The organism is Bradyrhizobium sp. (assembly GCF_030654605.1).
Taxonomy (GTDB): Bacteria; Pseudomonadota; Alphaproteobacteria; order Rhizobiales; family Xanthobacteraceae; genus Bradyrhizobium.
Genome location: NZ_JAURXB010000185.1, coordinates 1 through 16540 on the forward strand (window position 1 = coordinate 1; position 16540 = coordinate 16540).

Below are 16540 nucleotides of genomic sequence, written 5' to 3' on the forward strand. Positions count from 1 at the left end.
AGACCGAAGGCGGATTGCCGGACAAGGTCGAGGCCATCTTTCGCAACCTCGCCCGCTCGGCGCGGCATCCGAAATGGAAGGGCTGCGGTTTCCTGCGCACGTCCGCCGAACTCGCCAACATGCCCGGACATCCCGCGATCAGGATCGGCGCCGCGCACAAGAAGAAATTCGAAAACTGGCTGCGCGTGACCTTTGACGCCGAGGGGATCGGGGAGAGACTGCTGCTGGCCCGGCAGATCCTGCTGCTGCTGGACGGATCATTCGCCGTCGTTCTGCTGCATCGCGATCCCTCCTACATGGAGACGGCGGGTAAAGCCGCCCGTTCCCTGACGGCGGCTGCACTGTCCGCGCGACGGAAGCGTTCCGTCGCCGGTCCAGCCAGCGCGAGATCCTGACGTCGTCACCCCTTCGGAAACCCCACCGTCTGCGACAGCAGCACCTGATGGTCGTGGCCGAGGCCCAGCGCGTTGGCGATGGCCTCGCGGTCGATCCAGGCGCGGATGACGGTCGAAAGTCCGTTGCCGGCGGCGAACAAATAGACGTTTTGCGCGATCGCGCCGGCTGCGGCGGACGCAAAACTCTCGCGGCTTGCGACCGGCACCAGCATCATGCGCCCGTGGTCGGCGACGTAGACGAGGTCGAGCGGCGCCTCGTCGACGAAGTCCTGATAGCCGGTCACGCGCCGCAGATCGCTGCCCGCGACCAGCTGCAGTTCGTTCGCGGCGGCATCGTAGAGATAGGCGCCGGAGGGCAGTGCGACATAGATGTCGATCTCCTGCGCATGCATCGCCGAAGGCGCGGTGCGTCCGCCATCCGGGCGGTTGACGCCGTTGGCGGCCCACAACAGGCTGGAGAGCATCGGCAGCGGCAATTCCTTGCGCGCGAACTCACGCTCCGACCGCCGCTTCGCAATCGCCTCCATCAGCGGCATGCCGCCGGTCTTGTCGGGAGCCGGCAGCGCAATCTTCGGCACGGCGTCGCCTTGCGCCGGCTTGGGACGCAACCGCCCCATCGCGCCGAGCGCCAGTTTTGTCAGGGTGTTCATCGTCACGGTCTCCTGTCGCGCGTCGTCGGCGCGGCGGCCTGCGCCGGGGCATCGGAGTCCAGATTGGCCTCGATCAGCGCAGCATTGCCCTCGTTGATCATGGCTATCGCGCCGGCGACGTCGGCTGCACGCGCCTCGAACAGCGCGCAATCCTCGACCTCGCCATCGATCATCATCTGCTGGGCGGTCCTGAAGCGGACAAGCGCGGCGTCGCCCGAGGCGAACGCCTTGAAATCGAAATCCTCATTGGGCCGTTTGAGGCGGACCACGAACATGATGACCTCCCGCTCCGCGCGCGTGCAATAGTGGCGTAAACAAGCGCCAAAGCAGTGGAGGAGTCTTGCTCTGGATCAAGCCGGCGGGTTGCTGCGCGCTATTTTCCGCAGACAATCCCGGCACAGGCAATCGCCGCCGTCTGACGGCATCGGCAGGCGCACGGTTTCCTCGCTGCACCAGCACGGTCCCGACAGGCTGCACGAAAATTCCGTGCCGCAGCCGGCGCAGGCGAGGCGGCGCGAGGACGGGGCGGAGGTCTCTGGCCGATGTGTCATCTAACCCTTCGTGATGCCGTCAACCTCCGCGATCTCTTCCGCGCTCAGCGTCCAGCCGATCGCCTTGACGTTCTGCTCGACCTGCTCGACGCTGGTGGCGCCGGCGATCACGCTGGATACCTGGGGCCGCGACGCCAGCCAGGAGAACGCCAGTTCCAGCAGAATGTGGCCGCGCTTCTGCGCAAAAGCCTGCAGCTTCTCGACGATGTCCTCGTTGCGCGGCGTGACGTAGCGGTCGCGCAGCGCGGGCGCCTTGGCGAAACGGGTGTCGGCGGGGGCCGCGGCGCCGCGCTGGTACTTGCCGGTCAAAAGACCGCTGGCCAGCGGGAAGAACGGCAACAGCCCGAGTTTGTATTCCTGCGCCGCCGGCAGCAGGTCCTTCTCGATGTCGCGCATCACCAGGCTGTATTCGTCCTGGCACGACACGAACCGGTTGACGCCGATCTGCCGCGCGACATGCTCGGCCTCGGCGATGCGCCAGGCCGGGAAGTTCGAGTTGCCGAGGTAGCGCACCTTGCCCTGCCGCACGAGGTCGTCGAGCGCCCGCAAGCTCTCCTCGATCGGCGTCAGCGGATCGTAATCGTGCTGCTGGTAGAGGTCGATATAGTCGGTCTTCAGCCGCTTCAGGCTGGCCTCGACCGCCGACATGATGTAGCGCCGCGAGGCACCCTGCCTGGTGCCGTCATTGCTCATCGGCTTGGAGTATTTGGTCGCCAGCACGATGTCCTTGCGGCGGTCGCCGAGCACTTCGCCCAAGACAGTCTCGGAGCCGCCCATGCCGGCATAGATGTCGGCGGTATCGAACAGCGTGATGCCGAGGTCGATCGCCTTGTGGATCACCTTGCGCGAGGTTTCGAGATCGGTGCGCTGGCCGAAATTGTTGCAGCCAAGGCCGACGGCGGAGACACGCAGGCCGGAGCCGCCGAGATTGCGAATGAGCATGGATCGATCCTGTGGAGTGCGCGAGGCGGGATCGCATTGTGGCCCGCGGGCACCGGGCCCGCAAGATGCGCCGATGCCGCGCCGCGAAGGGCCGCCGCGGTCATGCGCCGCACCGATTGTTCGGCGTCGCGGGTGATCGCCTTGCGATCCGCGCTGACGTCGCAGGCGACAGCCTGGCCCCAGCTCACGGTGACGTCGACCGCGCCCGAGGCCAGCACGGCCAGCAGATGCGGGATCAACTCGGCGTCGCCGTACCACGCCACCCGCTGGCGCAGGCCGCGGCCCATCGGCACGCCGCCGAGGCTGCGATAGGCCAGCGACATCGGCTGTACGGTGACGTGGCGATGCTGCGAGTTGCCGAGCGCGTGATGCACCGCGCCGACCAGCGAGGAGCGGAACGGCAGCACCCGGATGCCGTCGCCCGAGGTGCCCTCGGCGAACAGCACCACGGCGTCGCCGCCGAGCAGGCGGCCGGCGATTTCCCGGCTCGCCGCGCCGGTCTGATGCCGGGCCTGACGGTTGATGAAGATGGTTCGCTGCAATCGGGCCAGCCAGCCGAACACCGGCCAACCCGCCACCTCGCTTTTGGCGACGAACACCACAGGCGAGAGCGCCGATATCACACAGATGTCGAGCCAGGAGACATGGTTCGACAGGATCAGCGCGGGGCTATCCGCCGATCGCGCGCCGATTTCGCGAATCCGCACCCCGATCAGCGCGCAGAGCATGCGATGATACCAATGCGGGAGGGTGCGCTGCAGCCGCAGGCCGAGGACGATGCTGGCGAGCTGGAACGGCAGCAGCATCAAAGTGAGGACGATGAAGGCCAGCAGGATGGAAATGGCGCGGATCATGAGGTCAGTTCGTTGAGTCGGGACCGGCGCGGCGATCGCGCTGCGCGGGCATGCACAGCGCGACCGCTGGTATCACAAAAAAATGCGGCCCCGGTCAGACGCGGCGACTGACGGGGACCGCTGGGGGCGCATGATCCGTGACGGGGGGCCCTGATCAGGCGCAGGCGGAACCTAGCCGGGCATTGTTACGTCCCGGTGACAGCAGGATTTATCCACAGGCCTGCGAATGGAGCGCGGACCCGGTCGCGCTGCGCTGCCGATCCGGGGAGCGCCAATCAGAACACCTTGCGATAGACCACAATGCCGGTCTTCTCCGCCACCTTGTCGTACAGCTGCATCGCGGTGTGGTTGGTGTTGAAAGTGAACCAGTACACCCGCGGCGATCCGGCCAATCTTGCCTGTTCGTAGACGCCGTTGATCAGCGCGCGGCCGACGCCTTTGCCGCGCGCGGTTTCGCTGGTGAAGAGATCCTGCAGATAGATGGTCGGCTCGATGGCGGTGGTTGAGCGGTGAAACAGATAATGCACCAGCCCGAGCAATTCGCCGTCGCGCTCGGCGACGAGGGCGTGCACCGGCTCATAGGCATCGAAGAAGCGCGCCCATGTCATCGCGGTGATGGCGGGATCGAGCGCGGTCGGTCCCGTCCGCTCGTAGAACGCGTTGTAGCCGTCCCACAAGGGCAGCCATTTTGCGTAGTCCTGTCGGGTGACAAAGCGAATCGATACGTCGCCGGGCATGCTTGATTCCGTGTTCGGGTAGGGGCGGCGTCGTCGACGCGCTGGCTGATAACCCCAGCCTACAGGCGACCCCGCAAGGGATCAATCGCGCGGCGAGAAAGCTGGAGTTCCGGTGCACCTACTCCGCGGCGCGCAGGTGCCGGGCGAGGTCGCGATCTCCGCCGCCGCCGCGCAGCGACCGGTAGTAGTCGGCGCCGGCGGGATCGTCGGTATGGCGGACCAGGTCGGTCACCGGCGTATAGCTCAGCATTCGCCCGCCGTCCGGCAATGCGGTGCAGCTGAACCGCAGCACCTCTCCGTCCGTGAGCTTGATGTTGATCGGCGTCGAATCGCCCGACCGCATCATCTCGGTGCGCTGCGCGATGAAGTGGCTCAGCTCGTCCTCCGGTAGTTCGAAGGCGCCGGTATCGCGGCCGTGATACATCAGCGCGATGAAGGGCGGCCTGGAGTCGGCCTTTTCGTCGGGAAGCGAAAAATAATGGCGGAAGGCGCGGTTGATGAATTCGGCGCGGGTGTCGGCATCGAGCAGCACGATGCCGATGTCGACCTGGTCGAGCGCCGCCCGCAGCCGTTCCGCGGTGGCGTGATGCCGGCGCTGCGAGGCGAAGGCGTCGATCCATTTCTGGCGCAAATGGCCTGTCATGACGGCGGTGCCGGCCGCGGTGATCGCCAGCAGCAGCATGCGGGCCAGATCCGACATGTCGTAGCCGGGCGTGGCGCGTTGGTTGAGGAAGAACAGCGCCGACGAAACCACGGCAATGACGGCGCTGGTCAGCCCGGAGGCAGTGCCGGAGAGCGAGGCCGCGAAAGCCACGATGCAGACGAACAGCGGCGCGGGATTGGGAACGGCAACCAGCGTGCGGTCCACCAGGAAGGCGACCACCGCCGTCGCTGCCGTCAGAACCGGACCGGAAAGTGCGCGCCAGTCGAAGGGCATGCTCGCTCGCTCTCGTTGCCACGAGGGATAACGGCCGCAGCATGACGCATGGCTGCAACAGCGGTGAAATTTCCCGTGCCATGCCTAAAAAGCGGTTGATCCGGCCGATGCGGATTTCCGAACGCTTGAATCAAATGATATTCGATTGATGGAGGATCCGGCTTGCGACCTGATGGTTTGAGCCGCGGACATTTCGGAAGGATATTCATGCCCACCATTTCGCCGCAGGTCTTGTCACCACACGTCTTGCCGATCCTGATGCTGTTCGCCTCCAACGTCTTCATGACCTTTGCCTGGTACGGCCATCTCAAGTTCAAGGAGAGCTGGCTGCCGGCCGTCGTGCTGGTGAGCTGGGGCATCGCATTCTTCGAATACTGGCTCGCGGTGCCGGCCAACCGCTGGGGCAGCGCGGTCTATTCGGCGGCGCAGCTCAAGACCATGCAGGAGGTGATCACGCTGGTGGTGTTCGCCGCCTTCTCGGTGCTGTACCTGAAGGAGCCGCTGGGCTGGAACCACGGACTGGGTTTTGCCCTGATCGCGGCGGGGGCGTTTTTCATTTTTCACAAGTGGTGAGGGGGGCGCGTACGGGCACGGACCTATCAGAGACGTCGTCCCTGCGAACGCAGGGACCCATACGCCGTGCTGTCGATACTGCAGTTGATGTTAGCGGATTGTTGAACCACGGCACCCTCGCATCAGATGACCGGGGTTATGGGTCCCTGCGTTCGCAGGGACGACGCGAGCTCACACCACTTCGCGCGCGCGCAAATCCGCGATCGCCTCGGCGCCGTAGCCGAGCGAGGCCAGCACCTCGTCGGTGTGGGCGCTGAGTTCGGGCGCCATGGTATCGAGCCGGCCGCCGCCATGGGCGAGCTTGAAACCGGAGCCAGCGAAGCGCAGCCGGCCATAGGGCGTATCGATCTCCTGAATGGCGCCGCGCGCCGCGATCTGCGGGTGATCGATCACCTCCTCGATCTTCCAGATGCTGGCGCAGGGCGCGCCCGCCGCCTCCAGAATCTTCTCCCACTCGCGCGGGTCCTTTTTCGCAAGCGCCTGCTCGATGATGGCGCGCAGCGCCGGCTCGTTTTCCTGCCGTGCGAACCAGTCGGCGAAGCGCGGGTCTTCCAGCGCGCCGGCGCGGCCGAGGGCGGTCATCAGCGCGCGGTATTGCTTCTCGCTGTTGACGGCGAGCAGCAGATAGCCGTCGCCCGCCTTGAACAGATTGGCGGTCGACCGGCGGCTGACGGCCTGGTTGCCCGAGAGTTGCTGACGGTGGCCGGCGACGGTGTAGTCCGCCACCTGTCCCGACAGGAACGCCAGCGACGCCTCCAGCATGGAGACGTCGACCAGCTGGCCCTTGCCGGTATGGGTGCGCTGGAACAGCGCGCTGGAGATGCCGAACGCGGCGGTCGCCCCCGACAGCACGTCGCAAACGGCAAAACCGGCGCGCGTCGGCCCGGTCTCCTCATGGCCGGTGATCGCCATGATGCCCGACAGCGCCTGGATCTTGCCGTCATAGCCGGCGCCCGATCGTTCCGGGCCGGTCTGCCCGAAACCCGAGACGGCGCAATAGATCAGTTTCGGGTTGATCTCCGACAGCGCGGCATAGCCGATCCCGAGCCGGTCCATCACGCCGGGACGGAAGTTTTCCATCACCACGTCGGCCAATGCCGCGAGCTGTTTGACGATGGCGATCGCCTCCGGCTTCGAGAGGTCGAGCGTCAGGCTGCGCTTGTTGCCGTTGATCGCCTGCCAGCCCGGGGCGAGGCCGCGATCGGCCCATTCGCGGCTCAGCGGGGTGCGGCGCATGTCCTCGCCCTCGCGGCGCTCCACCTTGATGACATCGGCGCCGAGCAGCGCGAGCTGGTAGCTCGCATAGGGGCCGGCCAGCACCTGCGTGAAGTCGAGAATCTTCACGCCTTCGAACGGTCGGGTCACTTGGACGTCCTCCTGGAATTCGGATGAAAGCAAACACCGCTGTCATCGCCCGGCTTGACCGGGCGACCCAGTATTCCAGAGACGTCAGCGATGACGCCGAGACGCCGCGGCGTACTGGAACGCCCGGTCAAGCCGGGCGACGACACTCTTGTTGTGGCGGAGGACAAAGCCATCCATGCCGCTCGTATACGAGTCAAGGATTGCTACGCATCGCTCGCAATGACGGCTGTGACGATTGCGATCCCAATCACGCCGCGCGGTTGCCGCGCGCGATCTCTTTTTGCTTGTCGAATTCGGCGCGGCGTCGCGCCAGTTCTTCCGGGCTCATCTGCGCGATGTTGTTGTAGTCGAGTTTCCAGGAGGCATCCGCGCTCCAGCGCAGCGGCGACTGTACCGTGGTGCGGGCGCCGAAGGCCGTCTCCAGCAGGCGCAGCGCCAGTTCGAGCGTCTCTGCCTGCGAGGCAACGTCGTGCGGCCTGCCGGCGGAATTGCCGAGCGGGAAATCGGAGAACAGGAAACGCGGCACCGCCGCGTGCTCGACGATGTCCTTGGCGCATCCCATCACCACGGTCGAAATGCCATTGGCTTCGAGATGACGGGCCACCAGCGCGGAAGTCTGGTGGCAGACCGGGCAGTTCGGCACCAGCACGGCGACATCGACCTTGTCGGCGAGGCAACGGGCGAGGATCTCGGGGGCATCGACCTCGATGGTGACCCGGTGGCTGCGGTTGGTCGGCGCGCCGAAGAAGCGCGGCGCGACCTCGCCGATCCGTCCCGAGGCCTTGGCCTGCAGCAGTTGCGGCAGCGGAAACCAGCTGCCGCTGTCGGTCGCTGACGTGTGCTTGCGGTCATAGCCGATATGCGAGATGCGCAAATCGTGCGGCTGCGAGGTGTCGCCGTCATAGACCTGGTAGAATTTGGCGCCGCCATTGTAGGCCGCACCGGGACCCTGATCGCCCTTGGCGGGATCATAGGGGGCTGCGGTGGTGATGATGGTGACGCGCGACTGCGCCAGCGGCTTCTTCAGCGGCTGGAACGGCGCATCGACATGGTGTGCCCAGCGATAAGGCGTGGTGTAGCCGATCGCGGTGTAGTAGTCGCGGGTCCGCTGCATATAGGGAATCGGGGAATCATAATCGGGCGCAAAGCCAAGTTGGTCATCGAGCGAGCCCGGCATGTTTTGTCCTTCCGCGTTTCCACCGTTAGATTATCAATCGACCTTCGGCCAGACTAGAGATAGCCCGTTTCAGGTCAAGAAGTGATCTCTTAAGTTCGCCAAGGGAGAATGCGATGCGCGCCGATTTCGAGACCATCCATGTGGCTCGTCCTGACGATCACATCCTGCTGGTCACGCTGAACCGGCCCGAGGCGTCCAACGCGCTGAATACCAGGATGGGCCTCGATCTGGTGGAAGTGTTCGAAAAATTTTCGGTCGACCTGCAGGGCCTGCGCGCCGTCATCATCACCGGCAGCGGCGACAAGGCATTCTGCGCCGGCGGCGACCTCAAAGAGCGCAACGGCATGACCGACGCAGAATGGCAGGGGCAGCATCTGATCTTCGAGCGGATGGCGCGGGCGCTGATGGCGTGCCCGGTCCCGCTGATCGCGGCCGTCAATGGCGCGGCCTATGGCGGCGGCTGCGAGATCGCGGCGGCGTCGGATTTTGTCTACGCCGCCACCCATGCCCGCTTTGCCCTGACCGAGGTGACGCTCGGCATCATGCCGGGAACCGGCGGCACCCAGAACCTCGCGCGGGCCGTCGGCGAGCGGCGCGCCAAGGAGTTGATCCTGTCGGGGCTGCCGTTTAGCGCCGCCGATGCGGAAGCCTGGGGGCTGGTCAATCGCGTGGTCGAACCCGCCGATCTTCTGAAGGCCACGCTCGAAATCGCCGGGCGTATCGCCGGCAACGGACCGATCGCGGTGCGGCAAGCCAAACAGGCGATTCACCTCGGCCTGCAGATGTCATTGTCGGATGGCCTCGCATTCGAAATCGAGGCCTACAATCGCCTGGTCCCCACCGCCGACCGCCGCGAAGGCGTGCTGGCGTTCAACGAGAAGCGCAAGCCGGTGTTTCGGGGGGAGTGACTAGTACCGACGATGCAAGATCGGTGAGTCGCTTGCTGCCCATGCTTCGAGACGCTCGCGACGCTCGCTCCTCGGCATGAGGTTGTTGTGTTTCAACAAGTTTACCTCATCCTGAGGAGGCCACGAAGTGGCCGTCTCGAAGGATGGGCAGCAGTACTGATTTATGATTCCAGGTACTAGGAGCATCAGCGCCCGGTGATGCCGCGATAATGCGCTACCAGGCTCTTGCCGGAATCATGGATGATGTTGGCGACCAGCCACACTTCCTTCTCGCGCACGGCATGCACCAGAATCCTGTGGCTCTCGCCGCGATAGTTGAGGTCGATGCCGACGGTGGCCGGACCTTCGTAGTTGCCGGAAACCAGCGTGATCTTGCCGATCGTCACCTCGGTCCCGGGCAGCACGCCCCAGCCGAAGAAGGCATTCAGCAGCGGGCCGATCGGCGCGTTGCTCTGAATGCGCCGGGGCGCCTGCATCAGTTGGCGCAGGTCGCTGGAAAACAGCGCGTGGAATTCCTCCTGGGAGAGCGGTGCCTTGGCGGCGTGCAATCGCGCCTGCTTCTCATAGAGCTCTCTGACGAATTCGACTGCGGTCAGCTCGCCGCATTCGGCATGGCCGTCGCGCGCGACGCTCGAAAACGCCGCGGCCGCCCCGATGCCGAAAACGAAGTGACGCCGATCCATGATGCGCCGTGTGCCGGTTCGCGGCCGCCGGAAGAGCGACCCGAACCTTGGTCGCACTCAGCGGCTCGTGCGTTCAGGTCAGGCGGCCTCATTTCGCCGACGGCGACACCCGCAGGATTCGTCCGGCCGAACTATCCGTCAAAAGCCACAGCGCGCCGTCGGGGCCCTGCCGCACGTCGCGGATGCGTTCGTTGAGGTTGGGCAGCAGCCGTTCCTCCGAGGTCACGGTGTGGCCGCTGAGCTGCAGCCGCACCAGCATCTTGCCCGCCAGCGCGCCGGTGAACAGGCTGCCGGTCCATTTCGGAAACAGTTTTGCGGAATAGAACGCCAGGCCGGACGGGGCGATCGACGGCACCCAGTATTTTAACGGCTGCTCCATGCCGTCCCTGGCGGCGGCCTCGTGGATCTTCACGCCGCTGTAATCGATGCCGTAGCCGATCGCCGGCCAGCCGTAGTTTTTGCCCTTGCCGACGAGGTTGATCTCGTCGCCGCCGCGCGGGCCGTGCTCGCTTTCCCAGAGGTCGCCGGTGGCCGGATCGATCGCGAGGCCCTGCTGGTTGCGGTGGCCATAACTCCAGATTTCCGGTTTTGCATCGCTGCGGCCGACGAACGGATTGTCCGCCGGCGCCGAGCCATCGGGCGCGATCCGGATCAGCTTGCCGATGTGATTGCCGAGATTCTGCGCCTCGTCGCGGGCGCTGTAATGGTCGCCCAGCGTGACGAACAGGTTGCCGTCGCCGGCCTGCGCGATGCGGCAGCCATAATGATTGCCCGACGACAACGGTCCCTCCTGCCGGAAGATGACTTTCGTCTCGTCGAGCCGGCCGCTGCCGTCGTTCAGTCTGGCACGCGCCACGGCGGTGCGGCCGCCGCCGGCGGTGCGCTCGGCGTAGCAGAAGTAGATGGTCTTGTTCTGTGCGTAGGCCTTGTCGGTGACGACGTCGAGCAATCCGCCCTGGCCCGAGGCCCAGACCTCGGGCACGCCTTTCAGCGGCGGCGAAACCTGGCCTTCCGGCGTGACGATGCGCATACGGCCGGCGCGCTCGGTCACCAGCATGCGGCCGCCGGGCAGGAACGCCAGCGCCCATGGATTGACCAGGCCGCTGGCGACGGTCTGGACGTCGAGCTGTCCCGCCGACGACGCGAACGAGGTATTTTCGCCGCGCGTGGAGGTGACGATCAGGAACGTCGCCGTCAATACGATCGCAACCGTCAGCGACGCCGTCACGAGGACCATTGGAGTCTTAGTCACGTTCATGATTGCCCGATCGCGATGACATCATCGCTGGCAGTTTGAGATGCTGGGACGCCTTTGGCCTGCACCGGGGATTTAGCGTTACGCCGGAACGGGCATCGCCGTGGCGACCTCGATCGACAGCACCGTGAGCGCCACGATCAGGCACAATGACAGCCCGCCAATGGCCAGGCGGCTGGCGACGACGTGGGTCAGTCTGGACAATGCGACTGGCGCGGAGCGGCAGTCAAAGCCGAGGGCGCCGGACGACCGGGTCATGGTCGAAATCCCTGAATCAGCGGGCGACCGAATCGCCCAACATCTTGGAATCTCGCAACAATCGCGGGCAATATTGCGGCGGTTCTGTCTCTGAACATGGCAAAATGACGGCGAAAGGCCGGGTTATGCCCGCTATTCGTGCCGTTTCAAGCCTCTGCCGCGATGCCGGGCGCGTCGACCTCGGAATCGGCGGCGCCCGGCTGCCAGTCCATGGGGACGAAGCCCTGGGTCTGCTCGACTCGCCGCAGCCAGGTGCGGATGGCGGGGAAGGTCGCGAGGTCGAAGTCGCAGCGGTCGGCGACATGGGTGTAGCCGTACATCGCGATGTCGGCGACGGTCAGCTGTCCCGCGGCAAAATACTCGTGGGTCTTGAGGTGGTTTTCCATCACCTGCAGCGCGGCATAGCCGCGCTCCATCCAGTCTTCCAGCGCGTGGGTCTGCAGGTCGCGGCCGCCCTTGACCAGCGCCAGCCAGAAATAGGCCGCACCGATATTCGGCTCCAGCGCGTGCTGCTCGAAGAACATCCACTGCAGCGCCTCGGCGCGTTCGATCCGCGATTCCGGCGCCAGCGGGGTGCCGCCGGCGACGTACCAGAGGATGGCGTTGGATTCGGCGAGATAGCGTCCTTCCGCGACTTCCAGCAGCGGCACCTGTCCCGAGGGATTTTTCGCGAGAAATTCCGGCGTGCGGCTCTCGCCGCGCAGGATGTCGACTTCGATGGCGCGGTAGGGCGCATTCAACAGCGCCAGCGCAAGGCGGACCTTGTAGCTGTTGCCGGAGCGCTGCATCGAATAGAGCTTGTACATCTTCAAATCAGTTCGAGTTCAATTTCGTTCGCGGCCGTGCGACCGTCGTGCGAGGCCTTGTCGCGCCGCAACGCGGCTAAACAATGATGCCGTTGCGGTTGTGTCGCAAGGCCCGCGCGCTGGAAAAGGTAGAAAACCTCTATTGCACTGCAACCGCGCAGAAAATCCTGCCAGCGCGCGTTAACAATTCAGATCACGCCTGCGCTATTCTTTTCGGCGTTCTCATGGGTTCTTTGCGATCCCGGTCGCCACCGCGATCCCGGACCGCGCGCCGCATGGTGCAAGCGAAAGTCAGCAGCAACACCACGAGGCCAAGCGGTATCCCGCTCGCTCCGGCGACGCCGCGCGACAGCAGTGGAACCAGCCACGCCGCGGCCAGCAGGCTGATTTCGAACGGTTCGAAACCGCGGCGGAGTCCATGGCGCGCGAGCCAGGCGATCGCGACCGCAAGCACCACCAGATCGTAATCGAGCACGTAGGGTGTGGCGAGCAGGCTGCCGCTCGCCAGCGCCGAGGCCTTCAGTTCGAAGGCGGCGTTGCTTCGCCACAGCCACGCCAGACATGCCGCGAGCATGATCGCCAGCGCGATCTGCGCGGCATAGGCTGCAGGTACGCTGGCGCCCCACATCCGCGCCGCGGAAAAAATCGATTGTATCTTCTCCCAGCCGGTGCCGCCCTGTTCGAGCACCACGGTCTGCGTGAAGGTCATGGAATCCGCGAAGGCGTGCCAGACGCCGCCGCCGAGCGTGGCAAAACTGACGGCGACCAGCGCCGCCACGGTGGCCGCCGCGGCGGCGATGGTGCTCCAGCGACCACCGGCGAGCAGCGCCACCGGAATCAACACGCCGAATTGCGGCTTGTAGGCGAGGCAGCCGATCAGCACGCCCGCGAGCCAGGGCCTTCGATCGAGCAGGTGCAGCGCGCCGCCGAGCAGGGCCGCGGTGAGAAATCCGTTCTGGCCGTGGCCGATATTGACGACCACGGCGGGAAAGGCTGCCGCGATCAGCCAGGTTTCCGGGCGCGGCAGGATCGCGCGCATGACCGCCAGATAGGCGGCAAGGCTTGCCACGAGCCAGATCGCAAGGCCGAAGGCATAGGGAACCGCGGCGACCAGTACGGCGACCGCGAAGAAGAAAGGCGGGTAGTGCCAGCCATAGAACGGCACCTCGCGGCCGCCGAATACGGCCTTTTCGGCGGCGTGCTGCAGGGCAGGCACATAGGCGTCCGCGGGCCGGCCCTGCCAGGTCAGCGTGCCTGCGGCATAGACATTGGAAAAGTCGGTGCCGACAGGCTTGCCGTTGCGGTCGATCAGGCCGTCCGACAGCGCGATCCAGCCCGATATCGCCACGGCGCAGACGCCGAGCAGGATCAGGCTGTAGCCGCGCGCGCGCGCCGGAGTCAGCCACGCGCCGGATCGCAACCCGCGCCAGAAGCCTTGCCAGATATGAGTCATTTTGCCGCAGAAATTGTATGAATATTGCGCGACCCTAGCCGGGCCGTTTTAACGTTCCCTAAAGTTTGGCCGCATCGGCCCAAGCTTCTTGCGATGCGGCGTATCGCGCTTTAGGGTGCCTCGATCCCAACAAGACGAGTCGTGGATCGGTGTGACCTCACCCGTGGATTCACCACGCCTGCAAGGAGACGATGATGCCTTTCCTGTCCGCTGCGCTCGACCGTGTGAAGCCGTCCGCGACGATCGCGGTCACGGATAAAGCACGCGCGCTGAAAGCGGCAGGCCGCAACGTCATCGGCCTCGGCGCCGGCGAGCCCGACTTCGACACGCCCGCCAACATCAAGCTGGCGGCGATCCACGCCATCGAGGCCGGCAAGACCAAATATACCGACGTCGGCGGCATTCCCGAGCTGAAGGAGGCGATCATCGCCAAGTTTCAGCGCGAGAACGGCCTGACCTACAAGCCGAACCAGATCATCGTCGGCACCGGCGGCAAGCAGGTGCTCTACAACGCGCTGATGGCCACCATCAATCCGGGCGACGAGGTCATCATTCCCGCGCCCTATTGGGTGAGCTATCCGGAAATGGTGGCGCTGGCCGGCGGCGAATCCGTGCCTGTCATCTGCACCGCGGCCGACGGCTTCAAGCTGAAGCCGGAGGCGCTGGAAAAGGCGATCACGCCGAAGACCAAATGGATCATCCTGTGCTCGCCGTCGAACCCGACCGGCGCCGCCTATACCCGCGCCGAACTGAAGGCGATCACCGACGTGCTGGTGAAGCATCCGCATGTCTGGGTGATGACCGACGACATGTACGAGCACCTGGTCTATGACGATTTCGTCTTTACCACGCCGGCGCAGGTCGAACCCAGGCTGTATGACCGCACCCTGACGGTGAATGGCGTTTCAAAAGCCTATTGCATGACCGGCTGGCGCATCGGCTATGCCGGCGGCCCCGCCGAACTGATCAAGGCGATGCAGACCATCCAGTCGCAGTCGACCTCGAACCCGTGTTCGATCTCGCAATGGGCCTCGGTCGAGGCGCTCAACGGGCCGCAGGATTTCATCCCCCTGAACAACAAGGTGTTCAAGGAGCGGCGCGATCTCGCGGTGGCGATGCTGAACCAGGCCAGCGGCCTCGACTGCCCGCGGCCGGAAGGCGCGTTCTATGTCTATCCGTCCTGCGCCGGCACCATCGGCAAGACCTCGCCGTCCGGCAAGGTGATCGCCAACGACGAGGACTTCGTCACCGAGCTGCTGGAGAACGAAGGCGTCGCGGTGGTGCATGGTTCGGCGTTCGGGCTCGGCCCGGCGTTCCGGATTTCCTACGCCACCAAGACGTCGGATCTGGAAGAGGCCTGCAAACGCATCCAGCGCTTTTGCGGCAATCTCAGGTAAAGCGTTTTCGAGCGAAGTGGCCGCCGGTTCGCGTGAAGAAAACGCGTCAAAAAAAGGCGTGTCAAATCACTTCGCCGTCGAAGCCGTGACGGTTTGATGTCGGTTTCCGGGAAGCGCCTTGTTTCGGACAAGGCGCTTTCTTCTTTTCGACAAGGCATTTTCTTCTCGTAGCTCCGCAAACACAGTCAGCGGAGATCAGATTGATGCGAGTTTCAACACTTACCCTTGCGATCGCCGCACTCGGCGTTTCGATCGCCGGCGCCAGCGCACAGTCGCAGGTGCGCGCCGGCCTGCTGCAATGCCAGGGCGGCCAGAATGTCGGCTTCGTGGTCGGCTCGGTCACGTCATTCCAATGCGTGTTCCAGAGCGAGGGCCGCCGTCCCGAACCCTACCTCGCGACCGTTCGCCGCTACGGCGTCGATCTCGGCTTCACCGACCAGACCCGGCTGCTCTGGGCGGTGAACGCGCCCACAAGGCGGGTGGGACGCGGCGACCTCGCCGGCAATTATGGCGGCGTCGGCGCCAACGCCTCGGTCGGCGTCGGCTTCGGCGGCAATTTCCTGGTCGGCGGTCCGGAAAATCCCTACGCGCTGCAGCCGGTCAGCGTGCAGGGCCAGACCGGCCTGAACGTCGCGGCCGGGGTTGCGGATATCCAGCTGGAGCCGGTCCGGTTCGGCCGCGGCGGCAAGCATCACCGGCATCACAAGCATCGCCGTCACGGCTGAGGACTGAGCGCTACGACTGCAAACGAAGAGGCCTGCGAAAGCGGGCCTCTTTTTTGTTCCTCGTCATGGCCGGGCCTGTCCCGGCCATCCACGTCTTCCTTTGCTTTGAATGAAACGGAGGTCGTGGATGCCCGGGACAAGCCCGGGCATGACGAAGCCTTTCCATCGCGTGCCGTTCGGCGGCAAAATCTGGCACCGCCACCGCCGTTGTGTCATAGAGTTCCGCGCGCCAGGGCAGCAGCGCGCGCCTCGTTCCTGCTCGCATCACATCTTTCAGCCGGAGACTTCCCCATGCCCCGTTCCACCATCCTTGCCGGCCTCGCCGCGACCGTGCTGGTCGCGACTTCCGCCGCCGCCCAGGCGCAGCAGCCGATGCAGCGCGTGCAGGTCGGAATCCTCGAATGCCGCGGCGGCGCCAGCGTCGGCTTCATCGTGGGCTCGGTGACCAATCTCGGCTGCGTGCTGCGCGCCGAAGGCCTGCCGGAAGACCGCTATGTCGCGACCATCCGTAAAGTCGGCCTCGATCTCGGCATCACCCAGGAATCGGCGCTGGCCTGGGGCGTGTTCGCGCCGGTGGCACGGCTCGGTCCCGGCGATCTCGCCGGCAATTACGCCGGCGTGCAGGGCAGTGCCACGCTCGGCGTCGGCGCCGGCGGCAATCTGCTGGTCGGCGGCTCCAACAATACCATCGCATTGCAGCCGCTCAGCCTGCAGGGCCAGGTCGGCATCAGCATCGCGGCGGGACTGGAGAGCCTGGAGCTGCGACCGGGCAGGTGAGGAACCAGAGCGCTCACCCTCGCCGTCATTGCGAGGAGCTCTTGCGACGAAGCAATCCAGCTTTGCTGAAGTAAAGCTGGATTGCTTCGCTAACGCT

19 protein-coding genes and 1 pseudogene are annotated in these 16540 nt (G+C 65.2%); 6 read left to right on the forward strand and 14 right to left on the reverse strand.

The genetic code is table 11. The features are described 5' to 3' along the window. Positions 1 to 395: pseudogene (locus Q7U29_RS16890) on the forward strand (TetR family transcriptional regulator); the annotation flags it as partial. A 5-nt stretch (positions 396 to 400) separates the two neighbouring features. On the opposite strand, the gene Q7U29_RS16895 reads toward Q7U29_RS16890, so the two are convergent. From Q7U29_RS16895 to Q7U29_RS16925, 7 genes are all read right to left on the reverse strand, one after another. Beyond that, on the reverse strand, positions 401 to 1045 hold the full coding sequence (locus Q7U29_RS16895) for a nitroreductase family protein (protein WP_304743382.1): 645 nt from the start codon (positions 1043 to 1045) through the stop codon (positions 401 to 403). A 2-nt stretch (positions 1046 to 1047) separates the two neighbouring features. Further along, positions 1048 to 1320: a hypothetical protein gene (locus Q7U29_RS16900; protein WP_304743383.1), complete on the reverse strand. Its 273-nt coding sequence runs from the start codon at positions 1318 to 1320 to the stop codon at positions 1048 to 1050. A 75-nt stretch (positions 1321 to 1395) separates the two neighbouring features. Further along, a complete protein-coding gene (locus Q7U29_RS16905; RefSeq protein ID WP_304743385.1) occupies positions 1396 to 1596 on the reverse strand; it encodes a cysteine-rich CWC family protein in 201 nt (66 codons plus the stop codon). After that, positions 1597 to 2538: an aldo/keto reductase gene (locus Q7U29_RS16910; RefSeq protein ID WP_304743387.1), complete on the reverse strand. Its 942-nt coding sequence runs from the start codon at positions 2536 to 2538 to the stop codon at positions 1597 to 1599. Next, complete coding sequence (locus Q7U29_RS16915) at positions 2433 to 3392, reverse strand: 1-acyl-sn-glycerol-3-phosphate acyltransferase (protein WP_304743389.1); 960 nt, start codon at positions 3390 to 3392, stop codon at positions 2433 to 2435. The genes Q7U29_RS16910 and Q7U29_RS16915 overlap by 106 nt, the downstream gene beginning before the upstream one ends. Positions 3393 to 3667: 275 nt before the next feature. Then, a complete protein-coding gene (locus Q7U29_RS16920; protein WP_304743390.1) occupies positions 3668 to 4129 on the reverse strand; it encodes a GNAT family N-acetyltransferase in 462 nt (153 codons plus the stop codon). Between the two features lie 118 nt (positions 4130 to 4247). Further along, the gene (locus tag Q7U29_RS16925; RefSeq protein ID WP_304743392.1) at positions 4248 to 5066 is read right to left on the reverse strand and encodes a PAS-domain containing protein; all 819 of its coding nucleotides are present in this window, start codon (positions 5064 to 5066) and stop codon (positions 4248 to 4250) included. A 207-nt stretch (positions 5067 to 5273) separates the two neighbouring features. Here Q7U29_RS16925 and Q7U29_RS16930 point away from each other — a divergent pair, with 207 nt between their 5' ends. Next, entirely contained in the window at positions 5274 to 5639 is a 366-nt protein-coding gene (locus Q7U29_RS16930; protein WP_304743393.1) for a DMT family protein, read from the forward strand. A gap of 171 nt (positions 5640 to 5810) precedes the next feature. Here Q7U29_RS16930 and Q7U29_RS16935 read toward each other — a convergent pair whose 3' ends face one another. Together Q7U29_RS16935 and Q7U29_RS16940 are read right to left on the reverse strand one after the other, a co-directional pair. Continuing rightward, the gene (locus Q7U29_RS16935) at positions 5811 to 7004 is read right to left on the reverse strand and encodes a CaiB/BaiF CoA-transferase family protein (RefSeq protein WP_304743394.1); all 1194 of its coding nucleotides are present in this window, start codon (positions 7002 to 7004) and stop codon (positions 5811 to 5813) included. A gap of 247 nt (positions 7005 to 7251) precedes the next feature. Continuing rightward, positions 7252 to 8181 (reverse strand): glycine reductase, encoded by a 930-nt coding sequence (locus tag Q7U29_RS16940; RefSeq protein ID WP_304743396.1) that lies wholly within the window; start codon positions 8179 to 8181, stop codon positions 7252 to 7254. Between the two features lie 113 nt (positions 8182 to 8294). On the opposite strand from Q7U29_RS16940, the gene Q7U29_RS16945 reads away from it, so the two are divergent. Continuing rightward, on the forward strand, positions 8295 to 9089 hold the full coding sequence (locus tag Q7U29_RS16945) for an enoyl-CoA hydratase/isomerase family protein (RefSeq protein ID WP_304743397.1): 795 nt from the start codon (positions 8295 to 8297) through the stop codon (positions 9087 to 9089). Between the two features lie 185 nt (positions 9090 to 9274). On the opposite strand, the gene Q7U29_RS16950 is transcribed toward Q7U29_RS16945, so the two are convergent. The 5 genes from Q7U29_RS16950 to Q7U29_RS16970 all read right to left on the reverse strand — a co-directional run bounded on the left by Q7U29_RS16950 (position 9275) and on the right by Q7U29_RS16970 (position 13544). Beyond that, complete coding sequence (locus Q7U29_RS16950) at positions 9275 to 9772, reverse strand: hypothetical protein (RefSeq protein WP_304743399.1); 498 nt, start codon at positions 9770 to 9772, stop codon at positions 9275 to 9277. A gap of 88 nt (positions 9773 to 9860) precedes the next feature. Then, positions 9861 to 11030 (reverse strand): PQQ-dependent sugar dehydrogenase, encoded by a 1170-nt coding sequence (locus Q7U29_RS16955; RefSeq protein ID WP_370691771.1) that lies wholly within the window; start codon positions 11028 to 11030, stop codon positions 9861 to 9863. Positions 11031 to 11108: 78 nt separating this feature from the next. Further along, the gene (locus tag Q7U29_RS16960) at positions 11109 to 11285 is read right to left on the reverse strand and encodes a hypothetical protein (protein ID WP_304743400.1); all 177 of its coding nucleotides are present in this window, start codon (positions 11283 to 11285) and stop codon (positions 11109 to 11111) included. Between the two features lie 146 nt (positions 11286 to 11431). Further along, positions 11432 to 12091, reverse strand: a complete 660-nt coding sequence (locus Q7U29_RS16965) for a glutathione S-transferase family protein (RefSeq protein WP_304743402.1) — start codon at positions 12089 to 12091, stop codon at positions 11432 to 11434. Positions 12092 to 12284: 193 nt separating this feature from the next. Then, a complete protein-coding gene (locus tag Q7U29_RS16970; RefSeq protein ID WP_304743404.1) occupies positions 12285 to 13544 on the reverse strand; it encodes a glycosyltransferase family 87 protein in 1260 nt (419 codons plus the stop codon). Positions 13545 to 13738: 194 nt separating this feature from the next. Between Q7U29_RS16970 and Q7U29_RS16975 the strand changes: the two genes are divergently transcribed. From Q7U29_RS16975 to Q7U29_RS16985, 3 genes are all read left to right on the forward strand, one after another. Continuing rightward, the gene (locus Q7U29_RS16975) at positions 13739 to 14941 is read left to right on the forward strand and encodes a pyridoxal phosphate-dependent aminotransferase (protein ID WP_304743405.1); all 1203 of its coding nucleotides are present in this window, start codon (positions 13739 to 13741) and stop codon (positions 14939 to 14941) included. 203 nt (positions 14942 to 15144) lie between these two features. Beyond that, positions 15145 to 15666: a DUF992 domain-containing protein gene (locus tag Q7U29_RS16980; protein ID WP_304743407.1), complete on the forward strand. Its 522-nt coding sequence runs from the start codon at positions 15145 to 15147 to the stop codon at positions 15664 to 15666. Positions 15667 to 15957: 291 nt separating this feature from the next. Beyond that, the gene (locus Q7U29_RS16985; protein WP_304743409.1) at positions 15958 to 16443 is read left to right on the forward strand and encodes a DUF992 domain-containing protein; all 486 of its coding nucleotides are present in this window, start codon (positions 15958 to 15960) and stop codon (positions 16441 to 16443) included. The last annotated feature ends 97 nt before the right edge of the window (positions 16444 to 16540 follow it).